This window comes from Pedococcus sp. KACC 23699 (genome assembly GCF_045348425.1).
Classification (GTDB): Bacteria; Actinomycetota; Actinomycetes; order Actinomycetales; family Dermatophilaceae; genus Pedococcus.
The window spans coordinates 239,039-262,278 of sequence record NZ_CP157483.1; the positions used below are offsets into that span (position 1 = coordinate 239,039).

Consider the following 23,240-nt stretch of genomic DNA (forward strand, 5'->3'; position numbering starts at 1 on the left):
TGGCTCACTCTCCTGCCCCCAAACGCGGTGGCTGGTGGGCTCAGACGTCGGTGGTGCCGACGAGCATGCGCACCTCGGCCGCGGTGGTGACCGAGCCGGTGGCGACGACGCCGCCGCTCATGCCGCCCTCGTCGGCGAGGCCCGCGGCCACGTCCAGCGCGTCCGGGAGGTCCTGCACGACCGTGACCCGGTCCTCCCCGAAGATGTCGACCGCGAGCTCCCCCAGGTCGTCCGGGCGCATCGCCCGAGGCGACGTGGTGCGCGAGACGACCACGTGGTCCAGGACGGGTTCGAGCGCCTCGAGCATCTCGGTGGCGTCCTTGTCCTTGAGGATCGCGACGACCCCGATGACGCGGGCGAAGGTGAACGAGTCCTCGAGGGCCTGGCGCAGGGCCAGCGCGCCCGCCGGGTTGTGCGCCGAGTCGACGATGACGGTGGGCGACCGGCGCACGATCTCGAGGCGTCCCGGTGACGCCGCGCGCGCCAGCCCGGCGCGCACCACGTCGGGCTCGAGCCGCTGCTCACCGCCCCCGAGGAACGCCTCGACCGCGACCAGCGCCAGGGTCGCGTTGTGGGCCTGGTGGGCGCCGTGCAGCGGCAGGAACAAGTCTTCGTAGTCGCCACCCAGGCCACGGATGGAGATCTGCTGGCCGCCGACGGCGACCTCGCGCGTCAGCAGGCCGAAGTCGTTGCCCTCAAACGTCATCCGCGCCCCGACCTCTTCACCGCGCTCGGTGAGGACCGAGACGACGTCAGGCTCCTGCGTCCCGATGACGGCGACCGCGTCAGCCTTGATGATCCCCGACTTCTCCGTGGCGATGTCGACGACGTCGTTACCCAGGAAGTGCTGGTGGTCCAGCGAGATCGGCGTGACCACGGACACCGAGCCGTCGGCGACGTTCGTCGCGTCCCAGCTGCCGCCGAGGCCGACCTCGACGATGGCGACGTCCACGGGGGCGTCGGCGAACGCGGCATACGCGATCGCGACGAGCACCTCGAAGTAGGTCATGCGTGGGCCGCCCTCGGCGACCGACTTCACGTCGACCATCTCGATGAAGGGGATGACGTCGGCGTAGGCGGCGAGGAACTTCTCGCGGCTGATCGGCTCACCGGCCAGGGCGATCCGCTCGCGCACGCTGTGCAGGTGCGGGGAGGTGAAGCGACCGGTGCGCAGCCCCATCTCGGTGAGCAGCGTGTCGATGATGCGCGTCGTCGACGTCTTGCCGTTCGTGCCGGTCAGGTGGATGACGGGGTAGCTGCGCTGCGGGTCGCCGAGCAGCTCCATCACCGCGGCGATGCGCTCCAGGCTCGGCTGCAGGTCGTGCTCGGGGGCGCGAGCCAGGATCGCCTCCTCCACCTCGCGCATCTGTCGCACGAGCTCGAGGTTGCGCGCGGCCTCGCGCTGGGCTGAGTCAGGAGCAGGCACGGGGAGTTCCTTCCGGGGCGTGGGGTCGGACGGCGACGGGTGTGGCGCGCGGCGTCATGACAGCTTCATCACCTTGATGCGGACCGGCTCGCCGTCACCGACGGTGGCCTGGACGACGTCGGCACGCTCCGGCAGCGCCTCGAGCTGGGGTGCGCTGCCGAACTGGGTGGCCAGGGTCTCCTCGACGATGAGCGCCTGGTGGGCGACCGTCGCCTCCCAGACCGCCTGGCTGCCGGTGACGGTCAGCGAGATGCGGTCGCTGACCTCGAGGCCGGCGTCCCTACGAGCCTGCTGCACGGCGCGGACGACGTCGCGGGCCAGGCCCTCGGCCGCGAGCTCGGGCGTCACCTCGGTGTCGAGGACCACGAAGCCACCACCGGGGAGCATCGCGGTCGCCTGGGAGCCACCCTGGGCCCCGGAGTCGACCACCGTCTCGAGGGTGTACTCCCCCTCGACCAGGGCCAGGCCGGCGGCCGTGACGGTGCCGTCCTCGGCCACCGACCAGTCACCGGACTTGCTGCCCTTGATGGCCTGCTGCACGTCGCGACCCAGGCGCGGACCTGCTGCGCGGGCGTTGACGGAGAGCCGCTGGGTGATGCCGAAGTCGGACTGGCTGGCCTCGCCGATGTCGCGCAGGGTGACGGTGCGGACGTTGACCTCATCGGCGACGATCGCACCGAAGTCCTTGAGGGACAGCGCATCCGGCATGACCACCGTGAGGTCAGCAAGGGGCAGGCGCACGCGCAGCCCGTTGGCCTTGCGCAGCGACGACGCCACCGAGCAGACCTCGCGGGCCCGGTCCATGCCGGCCACGAGGGCCTCGTCGTGCGGCAGGTCGGACGCGTCGGGCCAGTCGGTGAGGTGCACCGAGCGGCCGCCGGTGAGACCGCGCCAGATCTCCTCCGTCGTGAGGGGCAGCAGCGGCGCCGCGACCCGGCAGACGACCTCCAGCGCCGTGTAGAGGGTGTCGAACGCCTGCTCCGCGCCACCGGCTGTTCCCCCACCCTGGCCGGCAGCGGTGTCCCAGAACCGTTCGCGCGACCGGCGGACGTACCAGTTGGTCATCACGTCGAGGAACCCGCGCGTGGTCTCGCACGCGTTGGCCACCTCGTAGCGGTCGAGCTGGTCCTGCATCGTCTGCACGTACTGCCCGAGCTTGGCCAGCAGGTAGCGGTCCAGCGGGTCGGTCGACGCGGTCGACCACTTCGCCTCATACCCCTGCCCGCCGTCGTGGTCCTGCCCGAAGGCGTTGGCGTACAACGAGAAGAAGTACCAGGTGTTCCACAACGGGATGAGCACCTGGCGCACCCCGTCGCGGATCCCCTGCTCGGTGACGACGAGGTTGCCGCCGCGCAGGATCGGGCTGCTCATGAGGAACCAGCGCATCGCGTCGGCACCGTCGCGGTCGAACACCTCGCGCACGTCGGGGTAGTTGCGCAGCGACTTGGACATCTTCTGCCCGTCGGAGCCCAGGACGATGCCGTGGCTGACGCAGGACGAGAACGCGGGGCGGTCGAACAGTGCCGTCGCCAGGACGTGCAGGGTGTAGAACCAGCCACGCGTCTGGCCGATGTACTCGACGATGAAGTCGCCGGGGAAGTGGTGCTCGAACCACTGCTCGTTCTCGAACGGGTAGTGCACCTGCGCGAACGACATCGAACCCGAGTCGAACCACACGTCGAGGACGTCCTCGACCCGGCGCATCGTCGACCGACCCGTGGGGTCGTCGGGGTTCGGCCGGGTCAGGTCGTCGATGAACGGCCGGTGCAGGTCCTTGACCACCACCCCGAAGTCCTTCTCGAGCTCCTCGAAGGACCCGTAGACGTCCATCCGGGGGAACTCGGGGTTGTCGGACTTCCACACCGGGATCGGGCTGCCCCAGAAGCGGTTTCGCGAGATCGACCAGTCGCGGGCGTTCTCCAGCCACTTGCCGAACTGCCCGTGCTTGATGTGCTCCGGCGTCCAGTCGATCTGCTCGTTGAGCTCGAGCATGCGCGACTTGATCTTGGTGACCTCGACGAACCAGCTCGAGACCGCCATGTAGATCAGCGGCTGACGGCAGCGCCAGCAGTGCGGGTACGAGTGGTCGTAGGTCTCCCGGCGCAGCAGCACCGTGCCCTCGGTGACCGAACCCGTCGCGCCATCGCCGCGCGTGCGGTTCTTGAGGTGCTCGATGACCATCGGGTTGGCGTCGAAGACCTGCACGCCCTCGTAGTCGGTGACGGGGAAGGTGAAGCAGCCGTCGGGACCGACGGGGATGACGGGCTCGATCCCGGCCGCGTCGGTGACGATCTTGTCCTCCTCACCGAAGGCGCCGGCGGTGTGGACCAGACCGGTGCCGTCCTCGGTGGTGACGAAGTCGGCCGGGAAGACGCGGTGCGCCCGCTCGTGGCCGAGGTAGTAGGAGAACGGCGGCGTGAAGGCACGACCGACGAGGTCGCTTCCCTTGAGCCGCTGGACGATCCGCGAGGCCGGGTCCTGCTCGTCGGCCCCGAAAAGGTCCTTGGCATAGGCCGCCAGCCGGGCCTCACCGATGACGTAGCGCTCGGTGGTCCCGGTGAAGTCGGACTCGACCACGACGTAGTCGATGTCGGGCCCCACCATGATCCCGAGGTTCGCCGGGAGGGTCCACGGTGTCGTCGTCCAGACCAGGGCGAGCTCACCGGTCTCCAGGCGCAGGCCAACGGTGACGGCCGGGTCCTGCCGGTTCTGGTAGACGTCGTCGTCCATGCGCAGCTCGTGGTTGGACAACGGCGTCTGGTCGTTCCAGCAGTAGGGCAGCACGCGGAAGCCCTCGTAGACCAGGCCCTTGTCGTGCAGCTGCTTGAAGGCCCAGATGACCGACTCCATGTAGTCGGGCTCGAGCGTCTTGTAGTCGTTGTCGAAGTCGACCCAGCGCGCCTGGCGGGTGACGTACTCGCGCCAGTCGTCGGTGTACTTCAGGACCGACTCGCGGCACTTGGCGTTGAAGGCCTCGATCCCCAGCTCGAGGATCTCGTCCTTGGTCTTGATGCCGAGCTGGCTCATGGCCTCAAGCTCGGCGGGCAGGCCGTGGGTGTCCCAGCCGAACCGGCGCTCGACCCGGCGACCCCGCATCGTCTGGTAGCGCGGGATGAGGTCCTTGACGTACCCGGTCAGCAGGTGGCCGTAGTGCGGCAGTCCGTTGGCGAAGGGCGGACCGTCGTAGAAGACGAACTCGTTGTCGCCGTCCTGCCCGGCCGGACGGTTCTCGACGGAGGCGATGAAGGTGCCGTCCTCGTCCCAGTACCTGAGGATGCGCTCCTCGATCTCGGGGAACCTCGGCGAGGCGGGCACCCCCTGCGGCGTGCCGGTCGCGTTCACGGCGTCGTCGGGGGCTGCGCTGGAGACCTTGGGGTAGGCCATGGTGTCGGCGGTCCTGTCCATCGTTCGTGCGTTTCGCACGAGGACGACGTCGCCGGGCTGTCCCGGCGGCACCGCGGTACCACCTCGCTTGCCGTGTGCCGCGTGGTGACCACGCGCCATACGACCGCTCTTGTGCCAGGCGATGACGGGCCCATCCGTCCGGGTCTAGTGGGGACCGCGCACCGGGGTGCCCGGGTCCTGTTCTTCCGGAGGCTCGCCGGTGATGGCCGGGTCGATGCCTGTGGGTCCAGTCTAGCGGGCTGTGACCAACGGCTCGTCCAGGTTTCCGGGCGGCCCCGGCCGAGGGTATAGAGTCGGGCCCGTCGCCCTCGGGTGACACCACGACGCGCCACAGGGGAAGCCGGTCCAAGTCCGGCGCTGACCCGCAACCGTAGGCCGCCCGCGAGGGTGGCGAGCCGGAATGCCTGGAACGCGGAGCGGCTCCATTTCCGTCGAGGTACGCGGGGCGGAGCCCGGACACCCACCAGGTCCGAGGCCGCCCCCTGTTGTCGCACGAGCGACAGCGGGGGTTTTGTCTTTCTCCACCAGGGTGTGCCGGTGCCACCGTCGCGACACCGCTCGCTCACCAAGAGGCACCATGCACCAGTCCATCCGCACCGCCCGTCCGGCGGCTGCCCTCGCCCTGGCCCTTGCCGCCGCCCTCGTGGCGCCCGGCATCGCCTCGGCGAGCACCACCACTCCCACCACCACGGCCACGACCGGCTCGGCCACCGGCACCGCGGCCCCGAGCACCACCACGGCGCCGACGGCCGGGACGGCCACGACGTCGTCGTCACCGTCCAGCACGACGACGACCTCGGTGGCACCGTCCACGACGACCGCCCCCGCGCCGACCGGCCCGGCTCCGTCCACGTCGACCACCTCGACCGCGCCGAGCACCTCGTCGACCCCGAGGACCAGCGCCACCCAGCGGGCCGCGGCAACCGACAAGGCCGTTCCGTTCGACGCGGCCGCGGCACGCAGCTCGGCACGGATCTCGGGCGGGTCCGCCGCCCAGGCCGGTGCTGCGGCCGGCTTCATGGTGCGCACCCTCAAGGCGCGCGGCAACCACTACAACTACCCCGCCTCGACGTACTTCGACGGCGGCAACACCGTCGACGCCATCCTCGGACTGGCAGGCGCGCAGGCCGGCCTCGCCCAGGGCGATGCCACGACCGACTACCTGGCAGCCCATGTGAACGACTACGTCGGCTTCCCCGGCGCGGGCAACCCGTCCTCGGCCGAGACGTATGCCGGACCCCTCGGCAAGCTCGTCATCGGCGTCGTCGCGCAGGGCGGTGACCCCACCCACTTCGCCGGCCAGGACCTCGTCAGCCGGCTGAAGGGGCTGCTCACCAAGGAGGGTCGCTTCTCCGACAAGTCGGCCTACGGCGACAAGAGCAACCCCAGCGGCGACTACTCCAACACCATCGGGCAGGCACTCGACGTCGTTGCCCTCGGTCGCGCCACCAATGACGTTCCCCAAGCCGCCGGCGACTACCTGCTCGACCAGCAGTGCTCCGACGGAGGGTTCCGGGGCAACCTCGACGTCGCCGGTGCTGCGTGCACCAGCGACCTCGACGCGACGGCCTTCGCCGCCCAGGCCCTCGTGGGGCTCCTCGGCGCCGACGACGCCGCCACTGTCGACGCGCTCCACTTCCTCGCCTCCCACCAGGCGACCAACGGTGGCTTCCTCAACCAGGACGGCCAGTACAACGCGAACACCGCCGGCGTCGCCGCCCAGGCCTTCGCTGCCGGGGGGCTGACCAAGGAGCTGGCCAGGGCCCAGTCCTTCCTCGCCGGGCTGCAGATGGACTGCTTGTTCGCACCGGGCCTGCGTGGCGGGATCGCCTTCACCGCGGCAGACCGCGCGACCCTCGCCACGAAGAGCACCGATGCCAAGGCCCTGGACCGCGCGCTGCGGGCGACCCCCCAGGCGACGCTGGGCCTGGCGGGAGGGTCGCTGCTGACGGTCACCGCCGACGGCGCGTCGAGCACCGCCCCCACCCTCAGCTGCCCGGCGCCGTCACCCACGACGTCGACCAGCAGCAGCCCCACCACCGGCACCGCGAGCAGCACCACGAGGTCCAGCACGTCGGCTGCCGTCACGCCGTCCTCCACCGATGGCGGCAGCGGCTCGGCGAACGACCCCGCATCGGCGACCCCGTCGTCCCTGGCGTTCACGGGCGCAGACATCAGCGCCTACGTCATCGCGGGTCTGCTCCTGCTCGTCGCGGGTGCCGGCGCCCTGGTCCTGGCTCGCCGCAAGGGTGTCCACGCCTGATGCGCCGCGTCATCCGCCTGATCGCAGCCGCAGCGCTCGTCGCCGCCGGTGGCCTCACCCTCTCGGGTGGGGCCGCCCAGGCGGCAGCCTGCTCGGGCACCAGCGGTGTCACCGTCGTCGTCGACACGGGGTCGTCGACGACCACCTCCTGCGCCGCTGACGACACCTCCGCCATGAAGGTGCTCCAGAAGGTCGCCTCCGTGGTGAGCCCGACGCAGTACCCGGGCACCGTGGTCTGCAAGATCAACGGGTTCCCTTCCAGCCAGAGCTGCCAGCGCATGCCACCCACGAGCGCCTACTGGGCGTTCTTCCACGCGCCGCGAGGCGGGTCGTGGACCTACAGCAGCTCCGGCGTGGCCGACTACGACCCCGCCCCCGGCACCGTGATCGGGTTCGCTTTCGGGTCCGGAGGGGCACCCCGGACGGCGCCGCCGGCGGCCACAAGCGCGCCCAGGCCCAGCCCGTCGCCCAGCCCGAAGCCCAGTCCCAGCTCGTCACCCACCCCGAAGGCGAGTGCCCGGCCCAGCGCCTCGAGCACGTCCGGCATGTCACGTTCCACCGCCTCGCCGAAGCCCGGGGCGAGCGCGTCCGTCAGCCCTCGGGGCACCGGTGCCGCCGCGAGCCCGTCGCCCTCGAAGAGCGGGAGCACGTCCACGGCTGGTGCGAGCAGCACCCCGTCGGCCACCACCGCGACGCCGAGGACGACCACCACGACCACTGGTCCCAGTGGCACGACGACCGCTGACGGCACCTCGGAGCAGTCCGCCCCCGACTCCGGCGCCATGGCCGAGTCGCACCCGGCGACGCCCGCATCCGGCTCGCCGACGACCTTGTTCGCCGGGCTCGGGCTCGTCGGCGTGGTCGGTGCCGGCGCGGCATACCTCGCACTGCGTCGCCGCACCCACGGCTGAGCGATGTCCACCCCACGGCTGGTCCGTAACCCGCTCCCCCGCCACCTGCACCCCGTGGCGTGGTGGCTCTGGGCGATCGGGCTGGCCGTGGCGTGCTCGCGCACGACCAACCCGCTCCTGCTGCTGCTCGCGGTCAGCGTCGCCTCGCTGGTCGTGGCGGCGCGGCGCGGCAGCTCGCCCTGGGCGCGTGCCTTTCGGCTCTACCTCGTCCTCGGCGCGTCGATCATCGTGCTGCGCGTGCTCCTGCACCTGCTCGTGGGGTTCAAGTTCGGACAGGTCAGGCTCTACTCGCTGCCCAGCGTCAACCTGCCGGGCATCACGATCCTCGGCCCCGTCTACCTCGAAGGGGTCCTCGCCGCCGCGGTCGAGGGGTTGCGACTTGCCTCCCTCATCGTCTGCATCGGCGCCGCGAACGCCCTCGCCAACCCCAAGCGCCTCCTGCGTGCCCTGCCCAGCGCCCTGCACGAGATCGGTACGGCCGTGGTCATCTCGGTCACCGTCGCGCCGCAGCTCGCCGAGAGCGTGCAGCGGGTCCGCCGCGCGAGGGTCCTGCGCGGCGAGGGCGGCACCGGGCTGCGGTCCGTGGGCCGGGTCGCGCTGCCCGTCCTCCAGGACACCCTCGACAGGTCGCTGCTGCTGGCGTCGGCGATGGACTCCCGCGGGTACGGTCGCCGCCCCGCCCAGTCCGCTCGCACCCGCCACCTCACCGGCGCGCTGACCCTCACCGGCTTGCTCGGTGCGGCCGTCGGCACGTATGGCGCCTTGGACGCGACCGCGCCGGCCGTCGTGGGCCTGCCGATGCTGCTCGCCGGGCTGGCCCTGTGCGCCGCGGGCCTGCGCGTGGGCGGCCGGGCCGTCGCGCGCACCGCCTACCGTCCCGACCCCTGGGGCCTGCCGGAGTGGCTGGTCGCCGGGTCGGGCGTCGCAGCCGCCGCCCTGGTCATGGTCTCCGCCCACGCGGATCCCGCTGCCCTCACCCTGCCGCTGGAGCCGTTGGCGCCGCCCGGACTGCCCCTGCTCGCGGTCGCCGGCCTGCTGCTCGGCGCCCTGCCCGCGGTCGCCGCCCCCGAGCCGCCCCGGCGCGGAGCCCGACCGTGAACGCCCCCGTGGTGGTCCTCGACCACGTGAGCGTGACGTATGCCGGGGCGCCCCGGCCCGTGCTGCGCGAGGTCTGTCTGGAGGTCGAGGAGGGCGAGCTCGCCGTCGTCGTCGGCCGCACCGGGTCGGGCAAGTCGACCCTCCTCGGCGCCGTGAACGGCACCGTTCCCCACTTCACCGGTGGCCACCTGTCCGGGCGGGTCACCGTCGCCGGACTGGACACGCGCACCCACCGGCCGCGTGACCTCGCCGACGTGGTGGGCGTCGTGAGCCAGGACCCCCTCGCCGGCTTCGTCACCGACACCGTCGAGGAAGAGCTCGCCTACACGCTCGAACAGCTCGGGGTGGAGCCGTCGGCGATGCGCCGCCGGGTCGAGGAGGTGCTCGACCTGCTGGGGATCGCCGACCTGCGGGACGCCCCGCTGCGCGACCTGTCCGGTGGCCAGCAGCAGCGCGTCGCGATCGGCTCTGTCCTCACCGCGAACCCCCGTGTCCTCGTCCTCGACGAACCCACCTCCGCCCTCGACCCCACCGGCGCGGACGAGGTGCTGGCCACCCTCTCGCGCCTGGTCCACGACCTCGGGCTCACCGTGCTGGTCTCCGAGCACCGGCTGGAGCGCATCGTCGGGCTCGCCGACCGGCTCGTCGTCGTGGCCGACGACGGCACGGTCAGCCACGGAGCGCCGACCGAGCTGATGACCCGCTCACTGCTCGCCCCGCCGGTCGTGCACCTCGGCCGCTGGGCCGGCTGGCAGCCGCTGCCCCTCACCGTGCGCGACGCCCGCAGGGCTGCCACCGACCTGCGGGCGGACCTCGGCGCATCCTTCGCCGCAGGCCCCACCGCCGACGAGGTGGCCGCACCTGTTCGGCACACCCCGTCCCCGAACGCCCTCCTGCTGGCTGCCAGCGCGGTCGAGGTGCGCCACGGCGACCTCACCGCGGTGGACGGCGTCGACCTGTCGGTGCAGCAGGGCGAGGTGGTGGCGCTGATGGGCCGCAACGGTTCGGGCAAGTCCTCGCTCCTGTGGGCCCTGCACGGATCGGGTCCACGCCACGCCGGCGAGGTCGTGGTCAGCACCGGGGGCGACGCCGGCACCGGAGGCGACGCCGGCACCCAATCCAGAGCGGCCGGCGCCTGGGCCATGGTCGACCCGGCCCGGGAGTCGCCACGGTCCCGCCGACGGCACGTGGGCCTGGTCCCGCAGAACGCCGCCGACCTGCTCTACCTGCCCACCGTGGACGCCGAGTGCACCCAGGCCGACACCGAGACCGGCGCCGACACGGGCACGGCCCGCGGACACCTCGACCGGATCGCCCCCGGCATCGACGGCGCCGCGCACCCCCGCGACCTCTCCGAGGGCCAGCGCCTGGCCCTGGTGGTGGCCATCCAGCTCACCGCCGCCCCCGGCGTCCTCCTGCTCGACGAACCCACCCGAGGGCTGGACTACCCCGCCAAGGCCGCCCTGACCGGCCTCGTGCGCGACCTCGCCGCGGCCGGCGGCGGCGTCGTCGTCGCGACCCACGACGTCGAGTTCGCCGCCACGGTGGCCGACCGCGCCGTCGTCCTCGCCGAGGGCCGGGTCGTGGCCGACGGCCCGGCGACCGACGTCCTGTGCGACTCCCCCGCGTTCGCCCCCCAGGTAGCCAAGGTGCTCGCACCTGCCCGGCTGCTGACCGTCGACGACGTCCGCCGCGCGGTCCCCGCCCTCCCAGCCACCGTCGGCGTTGCTCCTCGATGACGCAGCGCCCGAGCACGCCCGCCCTGTCGGGACAGACGGAGACCTCGTCGCACTCCCGGCGCAGCGCCGTCGCGCTGCGCCCTCGTTCCACCGCCGCGCTCGCCCTGGTCTCGGTGGCCGGGCTGCTCGCCTTCCTCTGGCCGTTGTTCGCCTCCGCCGGCTCCCGCCTGGGCCAGAGCGCCGACGCCCCCCTGGTCTTCGCGCTGCTGCTGCCGCTGCTGCTCGCCGTGGTGCTGTTCGAGATCAGCGAGGGCGGCCTCGACGTCAAGGCCATCGCCATGCTCGGCGTGCTCTCGGCCGTCGGTGCGGCGCTGCGACCACTGGGGGCCGGGACCGCCGGGCTGGAGACGGTGTTCTTCCTGCTCGTGCTCGGCGGCCGGGTCTTCGGGCCGGGTTTCGGCTTCGTCCTGGGTTCGACGACGCTGTTCGCGTCCGCCCTCGTCACCGGCGGTGTCGGGCCGTGGCTGCCCTACCAGATGGTCGGTGCCGCCTGGGTCGGCCTGGGCGCCGGCCTGCTGCCCCGGGTACCTCCGCGCTGGGAGCTGGTCCTGCTCGCCGCGTACGGCGGGGTCGCCGGCCTCCTCTACGGCCTGGCCCTCAACTTCTCCTTCTGGCCGTTCGCGATCGGCCTCGGCGGCGACCTGTCCTTCCTGCCGGGGGCGCCGCCCCTGGTGAACCTGCACCGTTTCGCGGTCTTCTCCCTCGCCACCTCCGCCTGGTGGGATATCGGTCGGGCCGTCACCAACGTCGTGCTCATCCTCGTCACCGGCAAGGCCGTGCTCGGCACGCTGCGCCGGGCCTCCCGACGCGCGGCCTTCGACGCCGAGGGCACCTTCCACCCCACGGGGACGGCCGCCCCGGAGCCGGCCACGCGGCATACGCTGACCGGGTGACCCTGCCCGCTTCGCTGCTCGCCCGTGCCGTCACCGATGTCGACGTCAAGGCGACGTATGCCGTCGACGAGTCCATCGGCGCGCTCGCGCCGGAGCGCTTCGAGGTGGTGCGCGCCCGGGACCTCGGCGACGTGGTCGAGGTGCTCGCCCACGCCCAGGCCACGGGCACGCCCGTGGTGCCCCAGGGCGCCCGCAGCGGGTTGGCGGGAGGCTCGGTGGCCCTCGACGGCGGCATCGTCCTCAGCCTCGAGGGCCTCACCCGCATCACCGAGCTCGACCCGGTCGAAGGGATCGCGGTCGTCCAGCCAGGCGTCATCAACGCCGACCTCAAGGCAGCGGCCGCCGCCGAGGGACTGTTCTACCCCCCGGACCCCGCCTCGTCGGCGTTCTGCAGCATCGGCGGCAACGTCGCCACCAACGCCGGCGGGCTCTGCTGCGTGAAGTACGGCGTGACGGCCGACTACGTGCGCGCCCTGGAGGTGGTCCTCGCCGGGGGTGAGGTCATCCGCACCGGCCACCGCACTGCCAAGGGGGTCGCGGGCCTGGACCTGACCGGCCTGTTCGTCGGGTCCGAGGGCACGCTCGGTGTGGTCACCGAGGTCGTCACCAAGCTCGTCCCCGCACCCGACCCGGCTTTGACCGCCCTGGCGACGTTCGACAGCTTGTCCGCAGCCAGCGACGCCATCGTCGCCCTGCGTCGCGAGCGCCACCGCCCCAGCCTGCTGGAGCTGCTCGACGAGCCCACCCTCGCAGCGGTGCAGGCCATCGCCGACTACGGCTTCCCGACCGGCTGCGCGGCCGTCCTCATCGTGCAGGCCGACCGTCCGGGGCACACCGCGGAGGATGTCCAGCGGTACGCGCAGCTGCTCGAGCAGGCCGGTGCCACGGAGGTCGCCGTCGCGGACGACGTGCAGGAGAGCGAGGCGCTGCTGGCCGGTCGCCGCGCCCTGCACCATGCCCTCGTGGCCAAGGGCACCCACTTCATCGAGGACGTCTGCGTGCCCGTGCGCCACCTGACCGAGCTCATCGTTGCCGGGCACGAGATCTCCGCCCGCACCGGGGTCGAGATCACGATGTCCGGGCACGGCGGTGACGGCAACCTGCACCCGTCGTTCTTCTACGACCAGGCCGACGACGACAGCCGACACCGCGCGGAGAACGCGTTCGGGGAGCTGGTGAAGGTGGCCCTCGGCATGGGCGGCACGATCACCGGCGAGCACGGGGTGGGCTCGCTCAAGGCGCGCTGGCTGCCCGACGAGGTCGGGGCGGCCTCGATCGAACGGCAGCGGGCCGTCAAGGCGCTGTTCGACCCCCGCGGCATCCTCAACCCCGGTCGCGTCTACTGGTCCTGACCCCCCACCTCGCCGAGAGTCGGGTCCATGCAGCTGCCGACGACCGGATACCGCGTGAACCCGACTCTCGGCGGGCTTGCCCGGTCCACCGACCGGGACCGGTCCCGGTGGCGACCGGACCCGGCTGGTAGAAACGTCGCATGAGCCCCCTCGAACTCGACCGCAATGAGTCCTGGCTGTCCCGTGAGGAGCTCGATGCCGCCCGCGAGCGGCTGCCGATCCTCTACGTCGACGCCGTCCCCGTGCGCGTCGACGACCGGGGGGTGCTGACGGCGGTGGGCCTGCTCCTGCGGGCGTCCGACGGCAAGATCAACCGTGAGCTCGTCTCCGGTCGGGTGCTCTACCACGAGCGCGTCCGCGACGCCCTGGTCCGGCACCTGGAGAAGGACCTCGGCCCCATGGCCCTGCCGCAGATCCCGGCGAGCCCGCAACCCTTCACCGTGGCCGAGTACTTCCCCACGCCCGGCGTGACGCCGTTCCACGACCCGCGCCAGCACGCCGTGTCGCTGGTGTTCGTCGTCCCCGTGGCGGGCGACTGCCAGCCGCAGCAGGACGCCCTCGACCTCGCCTGGCTGACGCCGCAGGAGGCCATGGATCCCGGCCTGCTGGCCGACATGGACAACGGGCACGGCGTGCTGCTGCGCCAGGCGCTGGGCCACCTCGGTCACGCCGTCTGACCCCACCCACCACGGCCGGGGACGAGGTCAGCTCTTCTTGATGCTCAGGCTGAGGTCCTTGTCGAGGACGAGCAGCTTCACGTCGGTGCCGTTGCCGGCAGCGGTGATGGTGCCCGACCCGAGGTCGTCGCTCCACGACTTGGCGCTGATGGTCCACCCCGCCTTGGGCAGGTCGCTGACCAGACCGTCGTAGGCCTTCTTGCCGTCCGCCACGGTGTAGTCGGCGATCGTGAGCGTGTCGCTCGTCATGGCCTCACCCTGGGCCTTGGCCCCGTCAGGCAGCGGGAAGCCGTCAGGCAGCTTCGCGGCCGCGGCCCCACCTGCCTCGCTGGAGCTCGAGGACGAGCTGCTCGGGCTCGCAGCGCTGCTGGAGCTCGACGGCCGAGTGGCCTGCACGGTGGCGTCGCCGGACGACCCTGAGCCCCCGCACGCGGTGATCCCTCCAGCGACGACCAGCATGACGACGACAGTGTTGAGGCGCTTCATGGCACCATTCCCCCTCGGTGACGACGTGTACGGAGAGCCCACCCTAAGGGGTGCGAACCGGACATCACGGGCAGGGACGGCGAACCCGGCCACGTGTCAGCGCAGGCGTTGGTCAGCGCAGGCGTGGGTCAGCTCGAGCGACGTCGCAGTGCGCGCACCCGCTCGGCCCGCTCGACGCGCTCCAGCTCGTCGGCCTCCTTGAGCGTCGGCGCCGTGCCGCCCAGGCGGCTGGGGAGGAGGTGCTTCTCGGCGTTCGGCCACGCGGGGTAGGCGGCCTGGTCCACGTCGAGCTGCGCCTGCATCGCCGCCTTCATCCGGGACGTCACCTCGGCGACGTCATCGCCGGGGGCCACCGGTATGGGGGCGCCGACGGAGATGCGCAGCGGGAACCCGTGCCGGCCCATCCGCTTCGGGTGTCCCTTGGTCCACACCCGCTGCGAGCCCCAGATCGTCACGGGAAGCAGCGGCACGCCGGCCTCCTGCGCCAGGCGCGCCGCGCCCGACTTGAAGTCCTTGAGCTCGAACGACCGCGAGATGGTGGCCTCGGGGAACACCCCGACGACCTCGCCGTGACGCAGCGCCTTCAGGGCGGTCGCGAACGACTCCGTGCCCGCCTCACGATCCACGGGGATGTGCTTCATCCCCGTCATGAGCGGCCCGGCCACGGGGTTGGACCAGATGGACTGCTTGGCCATGAAGCGCACCAGGCGGCCCACCTTGACACCCACCAGCCCGGCATACGTGAAGTCGAAGTACCCGGTGTGGTTGATGGCCATCACCGCGCCACCGTGGCGGGGGACGTTCTCGAGACCGGACATCGTGATCTTCAGGCCCTGCACGGCGAAGAGCCCGCGGGCGACGCCGATCACGCTGCGGTAGACGGGTTCCATGGGGCCACTTTAGGGGGTGCCGCGGGGTGGGCGCGCCGTGGCGTGCCCACCCCGCAGACGAGGGCGGAGTGCCCTCGGAGGTCAGCCGTGGCGGGAGGGGCTGAAGGCCAGCTGGACCACCTGGGTGCCGAGCTCGCGGGAGACGAGACGACCTCGGCCGGGCACCGACACCGCCGGCTTGACCGTGCCGATGAGGGCCCCCTCGTCGGGGCTGCCCGAGAGCAGGATGCCCGGGGCGGCGAGGTCGCGCAGCGACTGCAGCACGGGTTCGTAGAGCGCCCTGGCCGCACCACCGGAACGCCGCGTCAGCACCAGGTGCAGACCGACGTCGCCGGCCTGCGCCAGCAGGGGCACCAGCGGTTGCAGCGGGCTGCCGGCCGAGGTGACGACGAGGTCGTAGTCGTCGACGAGCACGAACACCTCGGCGCCGCTCCACCACGTGCGGTTGCGCAGCTGCTCGGGGGTCACGTCGGGTCCGGGCAGGCGGGCACGCAGGTATGCCGCCAGGTCGCGGATCTCCTCGGTCGCCTGGTCCTCGGTGGTGAGGTACCCGGCGAGGTAGTCGGCGGGGATCTCACCGAGCAGCGCGCGCCGGTAGTCGACCGCGAAGATCTGGGCCTGCTGCGGGGTGTGCAGCCGCTGGACCTCCTCGGTGTACCCGCGCAGCATGGCGGTCTTGCCCGAGTCGCTGTCGCCGAAGAGGTAGAGGTGCGGCTCTTCCGTGAGGTCGAGGCCGATCGGCGCGAGGTTGCTCTCGTCGATGCCGAGCAGCAGGCGTCGGTCGTCGGCCGCCACCCGCTCGCGCACGGTGTGGAGCCCGATCTCCTCGGGCAGCAGGCGCAGCTTGGGGCCCGCGGGTCCCTGCCACGCGGCGTTGACGCGCTCGATCATCGCGTCGACACCGGCTCCCAGGGAACCCACGTCGCCGCTGTCGTCGATGCGCGGCACACCGGCCAGGAAGTGGTGGCGGGACATCGACAGCCCCCGACCGGGACGGCCCTTGGGGATGTTCGCCGCTACGCGACGGTCGATCTCGGAGTCGCTGGGGTCGCCGAGGCGCAGCTCCAGCTTGGTGCCGAACACGTCCTTGACCTGGCTACGGAAGTCCATCCAGCGGGCAGTCGTGGCCACGAGGTGCAGGCCGAAGGTCAGTCCACGCCCAGCGAGCTCCTGAATCTGCGGCTCGAGCTCCTCGAACTCGCTGCGGATCGTGGGCCAGCCGTCGACGACGAGGAACACGTCGCCATACCCGTCGTCAGCCTGGCCGGCGGCGCGGCGGCGACGGTAGGTCTCGATCGAGTCGATGCCCTGCGCGCGGAAGTAGGCCTCGCGGTGGTCGACGATGCCGCGCAGCTCGGCCACCATGCGGCGGACGACCTCGGGCTCGTTGCGGCTGGCCACACCGGCGACGTGGGCCAGCTTGGCCATCGGGCTGAACGTGCCGCCGCCGAAGTCGAGCACGTAGAACTGGCTCTCGAGCGGGGTCGTCGTCAGGGCCAGGGAGGTCACCAGGGTCCGGGCGAGCGTGCTCTTGCCCGACCGGGGCCCGCCGACGATGGCGACGTGGCCGGCGGCGCCACCCAGCGACACCGACAGGGTGTCGCGGCGCTGCTCGAGCGGGAGGTCGACGATGCCGAGGGGCGCGACGAGGGAACCCGCCTCGCGCCAACGACGGCTGAACAGGCCGAGCTCCGGGTCGGTGACGAGGTCGCCGCACAGCTGGTCGAGGGAGTTGGGCACGTCGAGCGGGGGCAGCCACACCTGGTGCGCGGGCCGGCCCTTGCCCTTCATCCGGGCGACCGCGATGTCGAAGACCGCCCGCTCCTCGACGGGGCCGGGGTCCACGACCTCGGGCGCCGGGGCGTCGTCGAGCCGCAGCACCGGAGCAGCGGTGAAGGGCAGGATGTCGTTGCTCGCGGCCCCCGTGGTGGCCGCCGCGGTGCGACGCGCCTTCGGGGGGCCGGAAACGTAGGCGGCCTTGAACTTCAGCAGGGTCGTCTGGTCCGGCTTGAGGTAGCCCAGGCCGGGGACGGCCGGGAGCTCGTAGGCGTCGGGGACCCCGAGCACGGTGCGTGACTCGCCGGCGGAGAAGGTGCGCAGGCCCATGCGGTAGGACAGGTGCGACTCCAGACCGCGCAGGCGCCCTTCCTCGAGCCGCTGCGAGGACAGCAGCAGGTGCATCGACAGGGAGCGACCGAGGCGGCCGATGGCCACGAAGAGCTCGACGAACTCGGGCTTGGCGGCGAGCAGCTCGGAGAACTCGTCGGCGACGATGAGCAGGGCCGGCAGGGGTTCGAGGTCGGCGCCCTTGGCCCGGGCCTTCTCGTAGTCGGTGACGTTGGCGAAGTTGCCGGCGGACCGCAGCAGCTCCTGACGGCGGACCATCTCACCGTGCAGGGCGTCCTGCATGCGGTCGACGAGGGTCAGCTCCTGGCCGAGGTTGGTGATGACGGCCGAGACGTGCGGCATGTCGGCCATGCCGGCGAACGTCGCACCACCCTTGAAGTCGACGAGGACGAAGTTGAGGGTCTCGGACGAGTGGGTCATGGCCAGGGCGAGGACCAGGGTGCGCAGGAGCTCGGACTTGCCCGAGCCCGTCGCGCCGATGACCAGGCCGTGCGGGCCCATGCCCTGCTGGGCGGACTCCTTGATGTCGAGGGAGACGATCTGGCCCTGCGCACCGACACCGATCGGCACCCGGAGCCGGTCACGGGCGAGGCGCGGCCGCCAGGCCGTCTCCGGGTCGAAGTCACGCACGTCGCCGAGGCCGAGGAGGTCGACCAGCTCGGTGGAAGAGGTCAGGGAGTCGCGGCGCTCGGGCTCGGCACCGGCATAGAGGGGCGCCAGCCGGCGGGCGGCCGCCTCCGCCTGGACGATCGAGAGCTGGTCCGCGAACCCGTGGGCGGGCTGGCCGCCGACGGTGATGATCTGCAGCGGCACCTGGCCCGCGCGGGGACCGCTGGTGGCCGGTGCCTCCAGGGCGAGCCGGATGCGACCGGGCTCGTCGAGCTCGTCCCAGCGTTCCGGGAGGTCGAGGACAGTGACGCCGAGGACGCCCTCCTCGGTGACGATGGCGTTGCCGGGGGGCACCTCCCCTCCGTCGACGACGATGAGGATGTGGGGCAGGACGGGCTGGCCGCCCCGGCCGAAGCGGGGTCGCTCGCGGACGTCCGCCGGCAGCAGGAGCTCGAGGTCGGTCACCGAGGTCGTCACCATGCGCGACGGCCCGACGCCGTCACGCTCGCGCGGCGACTGGTTGTGCGGGAGCCACTTGACCCAGTCCCAGTGCGGCAGGGCCTCATCGCTGGCGACCACGGCCACGAGCAGCTGGTCGGGCGCGTGCTGGGCGGCTGCGGCAGCGACCATGGCCCGCGCCAGGCCACGGGTGGGGTTCTCGTCGCCTGCCACCTCCACGCGGGAGAAGAAGGTCAGGGACAGGGCCGCCGGGAGGTCCGGCTGGACGCGGTGGGTGGTGAGCAGGCGGTGCAGCGCGGACGCCGAGACCGGGTCCAGCTGGGCCATCGGCGGGGTCTCGGGAGCCTCGAGGGCGATGCACAAGGGCTGGCTGGTGCGACCGAACCGGACGTGCAGGAAGTCGTCGTCACCAGACCCCCGCTCCCAGACGCGCGAGCGCTCCTCGCACAGCGGCGCCAGGGCGTTGGGCGTGGGGTAGTTCCACAGGGCCGCACGACGCTGGCGGTTGGCTGCCTCGCGAACCGTCTCGCGCACCTCGCCGAGATAGGAGAGGTACTCGCGACGGGCCTCGATCACCCCGGCGGAGTGCTGCTGGCGCTGGCGGTAGCCCGAGACCCCGACGAACCCGACGGAGGCGAGCAGGAACATGCCCGCCGCGATGTAACCCTTCACGCCGGGCTGGGACAGGGCGACGAAGGCGATCGACCCGACGCTGCCGAGCATGGGGACGGCGTTCATGAGCAGGCCGCCGGCGCCCTCGGACGGGGCGATCTCGGGCGGGGGCTGCAGGACGATGCGGCCCGTGGGGACCTCGGGTGCATGCTCGCGCGGACCCCGCCGCAAGGTCACTGCCATCGATCTGTGCCTCTCTCGCCCCACTGGTCGCACCCGGACCGGTGCGCTCCCCACCGGATTGGCCGGTTATGTCCGGACGACAACCTAGCGTGCAAGGCGCTGCGCCCGCAGCGACCGCTAAGGTTCCGGTGGCGGGGACAACAGGGACAACGCGGGAGGATCGAGACGTGGGGGAAGCGCTGGGGCACCGGGTGACGGTGCTGGCCGACGAGCGACGTTACGACCTCGTCGCGCCCGCGCACGCGCGCGTGGGCGACCTCCTGTCCGCCCTGGGCATCGCCCCGACCAACAGCCCGTATGCCGTGTCCACTCCCGGAGGGCGCGTGCTCGGGATGCGCGACATCCTGGGTGAGACCGTGACCGAGGGGGTCGTCCTCACCGTGGTGCGGGCCACCACCCACGAGGTCGTCCGTGGCGTGGTCAACCTCGACCGCTCGGCGCAGGGCGCCGGCGCCCGCTCGCCGCAGGGCCAGGGCGGGCGGTACGTCCCCCCGTCCGAGGCGACCGTCGCCCGCCGCGAGCTCGACCAGCCGACCCGACGACGCTCCGAGCTCCTGACCGACCTGCCCGAGGGAGCATCGTCCGACCTCGCCCCCGACTCGGCCGTCCCGGCCACCCGCGCGGAGCGGCTGGCGCTACGGACGACCACGGCGCCGACCCCCGCAGGCGTCCCCACCAGCCCGGCCGTGCTGCGGTTCGCGGGTGCCGGTCTCGCCGGGTGCTGCGCCGTCGTCCTCGGCCTCGGTGCGCTGCGTGACCACTCCGGCACCGCCCTCTGGACGGCGGTGCCCACGGCGGCCCTGCTCCTGGTGACGGGGTTGGCCCTGGCGCTGCAGCCCGGCACCGACACCCCCGCGCGCGTCTCACGTCTCAGCGCACCGCTGCTCGGCTTCGGCGCGGGCCTGGCCCTGCCCGTCGCCGCCTCCCCCAGCTCCGGCCGGGTGGCCTTCGTCGCCGGCTGCGCCGTGGGCACGGCGCTGGCCGGCACCGCCCGCCTCAGCGCCGGTCGCCGCGATGGTCCCGCCCGCGTCGCCATGACGGCGCTGGCCCTCCTGGGGGCGTTGGGCGTGGCAGGCATCCTGCTCGGGTGGCCGTCCTTCGCGGTCGCCGCGGTGGCCGCCGGGTGCGCGCCCATCGCCGTCCGGCTGCTCCCCGGGCTGGGGCTGGAGGTCCCCGACGAGCAGCTCGTCGACGTCGAGCGGCTCTCGACCACCGTGTGGAGCGTCCGCGAGGTGCGCACCCAGCGCCGACGCCGGGTCCGCCTCGAGGAGATCGCGACGCAGTTCCGCCACGCGCGCGACATCGTGGCAGCAGGCACCGTGTGGGCGGCCGCGGTCGCCCCGCTCGCGACCTCGGTCGTGCTCCTCACCCCGGGCCGCAGCGGCGTCGCCCGGTGGGGCGCCCTGGCCCTGTGCGTGCTGCTCGCGCTGGCCATGGGCTACCAGTCCCGCTCGTTGCGAGACCGGCTCCCCCGGTACGCGTTGCTGACGTCTGCGACCGTCCTCGTGCTGGAGGCCGTCGTGGCCCTGCGAGAGGTCAGCGGCACGGGCACCGTGCTGGTGGTCATCGCCGCGCTGGTCGTCACCGGCATCGTCGTCGTCGCCGGGTCGGTCGCCCTGGGGCAGGGCTGGCACTCCACCCGCCTGTCCCGGCTCGCCGACGCCCTCGAGGGTGTGGCCGTCGTCCTCAGCCTGCCGGCCGCCATCGTGGCAGCCGACGGCATCGAAGCCTTCCGTCGCATGACCGCGGGCTGACCCCACCGAAGGAGCAGCATGTCCGAGCCGGTCCCACCCCAGACGACGCGTCCGTCTGCCCCTGCGAGGAGCAGCGACTCGGCCGCACGCGGTCCGCGCAGCGCAGCCGACGTGGGGGCGGAGGTCGGTGCCGAGGGTGGTCGCGGCCTTGGCTGGTGGGCCAGGCTGCTGCTCGTCCTGGCGTTCGAGGCCGTCTCGGCCCTGGCCGTGTGGTGGGCCCTGAACCCCGACGCGAGCAGCTCGACGGCCAACCCCGGCACCGTCCCGACGTTCCTGGCCGTCGTTGCCGTCATCCTGTTCGTCCTCGTCGGGGTCCAGGTCACCTCCAAGGTCCCCCTCTGGACCGTGGCACTGGCCGTGCTGCTGGTCGTCCCCGCCCTCGTCGCGGGAGAACGGGCGGCCGACGGGTTGGCCCTCCTCTCGGCCGACCGCGTCCCCGGCGGCAATGTCAGCGACGTCCAGACCCTGACCAACGGGATGCACCGGGCCAAGGTCGCCCTCGAGGACGGCCGGTCCGTGACCGTCTACTCCTCCATCAAGGGCAAGCGCGGCACCTTCTACCAGAGCAACCGGGCGAAGAACTTCAACAAGGCCTTCCTGCAGCTCGAGACCCGGCCGTTCAAGGAGGTGACCGGCGACGAGGACGTCGTCGTCGGCGGTCCGACCTACGCCCGCCTGGTCACCGGCGACGCGCTGTCCCCGGCGGACCGCACCCGCAACTGGGTGTGGCTGGGCGTGGCCACCCTGCTGTGGCTGCCGATCCAGGCCGGCGCGATCAGCGCGTTGGTGCGCCGCCGCGGCTGGTGGCAGCGCCTGGGCGACAAGGAGCCCGCGGACGAGGTCCTGCCCGGATGAGAACACTCGGTGTCCTGCGTGCCGTCGCGTCCTGGGCGGTCGGCGGCTACCTGCTCGCCATCGCGGCCTTCGGCCCCGTCATGGCCCTGTACGCCCTGACCGGCGGCGCGACCGGGCTCGTCGTCGTGGCGATCTCGGGGCCTGTGGCCCTGCTCGTGCTCACGCCGTACGCGGCCTCGCGGATCGTCACCGCCCTGTCCAAGGCCGAGGCAGTCCCTGACACGGAGCTCACGCGCCGGGCAGGTGCCGTGTTCGACCGGGACGGGCTGCCCAGGCCTGTCGCCTGGTCGGCCCCGGGCCTGCACGACAGTGCCGCCGTCACCGTGCGCGGGCTGCGCAGGTTCACGGTGGCCCTGCCTGCACCATCCGGGGCCGGCGCCGGCGAGGCCTCCGCCACCGCGCTCCGCCGTGCCCTGGACGGCACCTCCATGGTCCTGCCGCTGCACGTGGCGACTGCCGCCGCCCTCAGTCAGTGGATCGGGGCGGTGCGCTTCTTCATCGCCCCGTGGGCGGATCGCGAGATGGACGGCTACTACCGGGCGCGGATGTTCTGGCTGCCCGTGTTCACCCCGTTGCCGGCCCTCGGTGCGCTCGTCGCGTGGTCGGCCGTCCTCCTGTCCACCCTCCTCGTCGGACCGCGCGCCGCCGGTGACCTCGTGGCGGCCGCAGGGACGGCCGAGGGTCCCCTCGAGCGGACCAGGCGCGTCTACGACTCGCGGGTATCACTGTTCCGGTGGTCCCGGACGCTGGCGTCCCAGGGCGACGACGTCGTCGAGGCGACCGGCACCGCCCCCGTCCTGGACGGACGCCGCGTGGGCCTGCTCCGTCTCCCGACCGCGGTGGCCGCCACGCAGGCCGGCTTCTCCGTGCCGGCGTTCGCCGCTGTCGACATCGTGCTCGGCATCCTGCTCTGGCAGCCCGCCGTCCTCGTCACCGGGACCAGCAACCCGGCCGCACCCCTCGTCACGACCGCGGTCTTCCTGCTCCCCCTCCTGGTCGTCACCGTGACCCTGACCCGAGTCGTCACCGGCCACAGCGTCCTGCTGGGCGCGGAGCGAGACGTGCGGGCCGAGGCTTTCGGGGAGGCCGTGACTGGCGCGTCGGCGGCGGCGGGCAGTGCCGGCAGCGGACCGAAGGTGCGCGACGTCGTCGGGATGTGGCCCTACTGGATCCTCGTCGTCGTGGGCAGCGGTGGACTCGCCTGGCTGGTGGCCCTCGCCGCCGGGCTCGTGGGGCGCATATCGGGCCACACCGACGAGGTGCGGGCGGCCACGGCGGCCGTGGTCTTCCCGGTCGTGCTGGCGGTCGCCGTGCTCTGGACCCTGCACGCGGTGTTCCGCCGTGGCGACCCGCTCGGGCTCGTCCAGCACTCCCGCCGCACCCGCGGCCTCAGCACGGACCGCGGGCGGGGGTCCGTCTGACGGTGCAGGCGGCACCTCGT

The 23,240-nt window shown here is 72.7% G+C and carries 15 protein-coding genes and 1 riboswitch; of the genes, 10 read left to right on the forward strand and 5 right to left on the reverse strand.

Features of this window, described 5'->3' with window-relative positions; all coding sequences use genetic code 11:
* Positions 1-40: 40 nt before the first annotated feature.
* Together ABEG17_RS01135 and ileS are read right to left on the reverse strand one after the other, a co-directional pair.
* Complete coding sequence (locus tag ABEG17_RS01135) at positions 41-1,366, reverse strand: bifunctional folylpolyglutamate synthase/dihydrofolate synthase (protein WP_406833116.1); 1,326 nt, start codon at positions 1,364-1,366, stop codon at positions 41-43.
* Positions 1,367-1,480: 114 nt separating this feature from the next.
* Positions 1,481-4,810, reverse strand: a complete 3,330-nt coding sequence (gene ileS, locus ABEG17_RS01140; protein ID WP_406833117.1) for an isoleucine--tRNA ligase — start codon at positions 4,808-4,810, stop codon at positions 1,481-1,483.
* Positions 4,811-5,163: 353 nt separating this feature from the next.
* Positions 5,164-5,237: riboswitch (cobalamin riboswitch) on the forward strand.
* Between the two features lie 171 nt (positions 5,238-5,408).
* Here ileS and ABEG17_RS01145 point away from each other — a divergent pair.
* The 7 genes from ABEG17_RS01145 to ABEG17_RS01175 all read left to right on the forward strand — a co-directional run bounded on the left by ABEG17_RS01145 (position 5,409) and on the right by ABEG17_RS01175 (position 13,764).
* The gene (locus tag ABEG17_RS01145) at positions 5,409-7,094 is read left to right on the forward strand and encodes a prenyltransferase/squalene oxidase repeat-containing protein (RefSeq protein WP_406831416.1); all 1,686 of its coding nucleotides are present in this window, start codon (positions 5,409-5,411) and stop codon (positions 7,092-7,094) included.
* Positions 7,094-8,005, forward strand: a complete 912-nt coding sequence (locus tag ABEG17_RS01150) for a hypothetical protein (RefSeq protein WP_406831417.1) — start codon at positions 7,094-7,096, stop codon at positions 8,003-8,005. Before ABEG17_RS01145 ends, ABEG17_RS01150 begins: the two co-directional genes overlap by 1 nt.
* A 3-nt stretch (positions 8,006-8,008) precedes the next feature.
* Positions 8,009-9,103 (forward strand): energy-coupling factor transporter transmembrane component T, encoded by a 1,095-nt coding sequence (locus ABEG17_RS01155; protein ID WP_406831418.1) that lies wholly within the window; start codon positions 8,009-8,011, stop codon positions 9,101-9,103.
* Entirely contained in the window at positions 9,100-10,842 is a 1,743-nt protein-coding gene (locus ABEG17_RS01160; protein WP_406831419.1) for an ABC transporter ATP-binding protein, read from the forward strand. The genes ABEG17_RS01155 and ABEG17_RS01160 overlap by 4 nt, the downstream gene beginning before the upstream one ends.
* Positions 10,839-11,735, forward strand: a complete 897-nt coding sequence (locus tag ABEG17_RS01165; protein WP_406831420.1) for an ECF transporter S component — start codon at positions 10,839-10,841, stop codon at positions 11,733-11,735. Before ABEG17_RS01160 ends, ABEG17_RS01165 begins: the two co-directional genes overlap by 4 nt.
* Entirely contained in the window at positions 11,732-13,087 is a 1,356-nt protein-coding gene (locus tag ABEG17_RS01170) for an FAD-binding oxidoreductase (RefSeq protein ID WP_406831421.1), read from the forward strand. Before ABEG17_RS01165 ends, ABEG17_RS01170 begins: the two co-directional genes overlap by 4 nt.
* 140 nt (positions 13,088-13,227) lie before the next feature.
* Positions 13,228-13,764, forward strand: coding sequence for an NUDIX hydrolase family protein (locus tag ABEG17_RS01175; RefSeq protein WP_406831422.1), 537 nt, complete (start codon positions 13,228-13,230; stop codon positions 13,762-13,764).
* Positions 13,765-13,791: 27 nt separating this feature from the next.
* On the opposite strand, the gene ABEG17_RS01180 is transcribed toward ABEG17_RS01175, so the two are convergent.
* The 3 genes from ABEG17_RS01180 to eccCa all read right to left on the reverse strand — a co-directional run bounded on the left by ABEG17_RS01180 (position 13,792) and on the right by eccCa (position 19,190).
* Positions 13,792-14,250 carry a hypothetical protein gene (locus ABEG17_RS01180; protein WP_406831423.1) on the reverse strand — a complete coding sequence of 153 codons (459 nt, stop codon included), beginning with the start codon at positions 14,248-14,250 and terminating at the stop codon, positions 13,792-13,794.
* A 128-nt stretch (positions 14,251-14,378) separates the two neighbouring features.
* Complete coding sequence (locus ABEG17_RS01185) at positions 14,379-15,140, reverse strand: lysophospholipid acyltransferase family protein (protein ID WP_406831425.1); 762 nt, start codon at positions 15,138-15,140, stop codon at positions 14,379-14,381.
* 81 nt (positions 15,141-15,221) lie between these two features.
* A complete protein-coding gene (gene eccCa / locus ABEG17_RS01190; RefSeq protein WP_406831426.1) occupies positions 15,222-19,190 on the reverse strand; it encodes a type VII secretion protein EccCa in 3,969 nt (1,322 codons plus the stop codon).
* 167 nt (positions 19,191-19,357) lie between these two features.
* Here eccCa and ABEG17_RS01195 point away from each other — a divergent pair, with 167 nt between their 5' ends.
* The 3 genes from ABEG17_RS01195 to ABEG17_RS01205 are packed head-to-tail and all read left to right on the forward strand — an operon-like array spanning position 19,358 to position 23,220.
* Positions 19,358-20,944, forward strand: coding sequence for a hypothetical protein (locus ABEG17_RS01195; RefSeq protein ID WP_406831427.1), 1,587 nt, complete (start codon positions 19,358-19,360; stop codon positions 20,942-20,944).
* 18 nt (positions 20,945-20,962) lie between these two features.
* A complete protein-coding gene (locus ABEG17_RS01200; RefSeq protein WP_406831428.1) occupies positions 20,963-21,799 on the forward strand; it encodes a hypothetical protein in 837 nt (278 codons plus the stop codon).
* The gene (locus ABEG17_RS01205) at positions 21,796-23,220 is read left to right on the forward strand and encodes a hypothetical protein (protein WP_406831429.1); all 1,425 of its coding nucleotides are present in this window, start codon (positions 21,796-21,798) and stop codon (positions 23,218-23,220) included. The genes ABEG17_RS01200 and ABEG17_RS01205 overlap by 4 nt, the downstream gene beginning before the upstream one ends.
* Positions 23,221-23,240 lie beyond the last annotated feature (20 nt).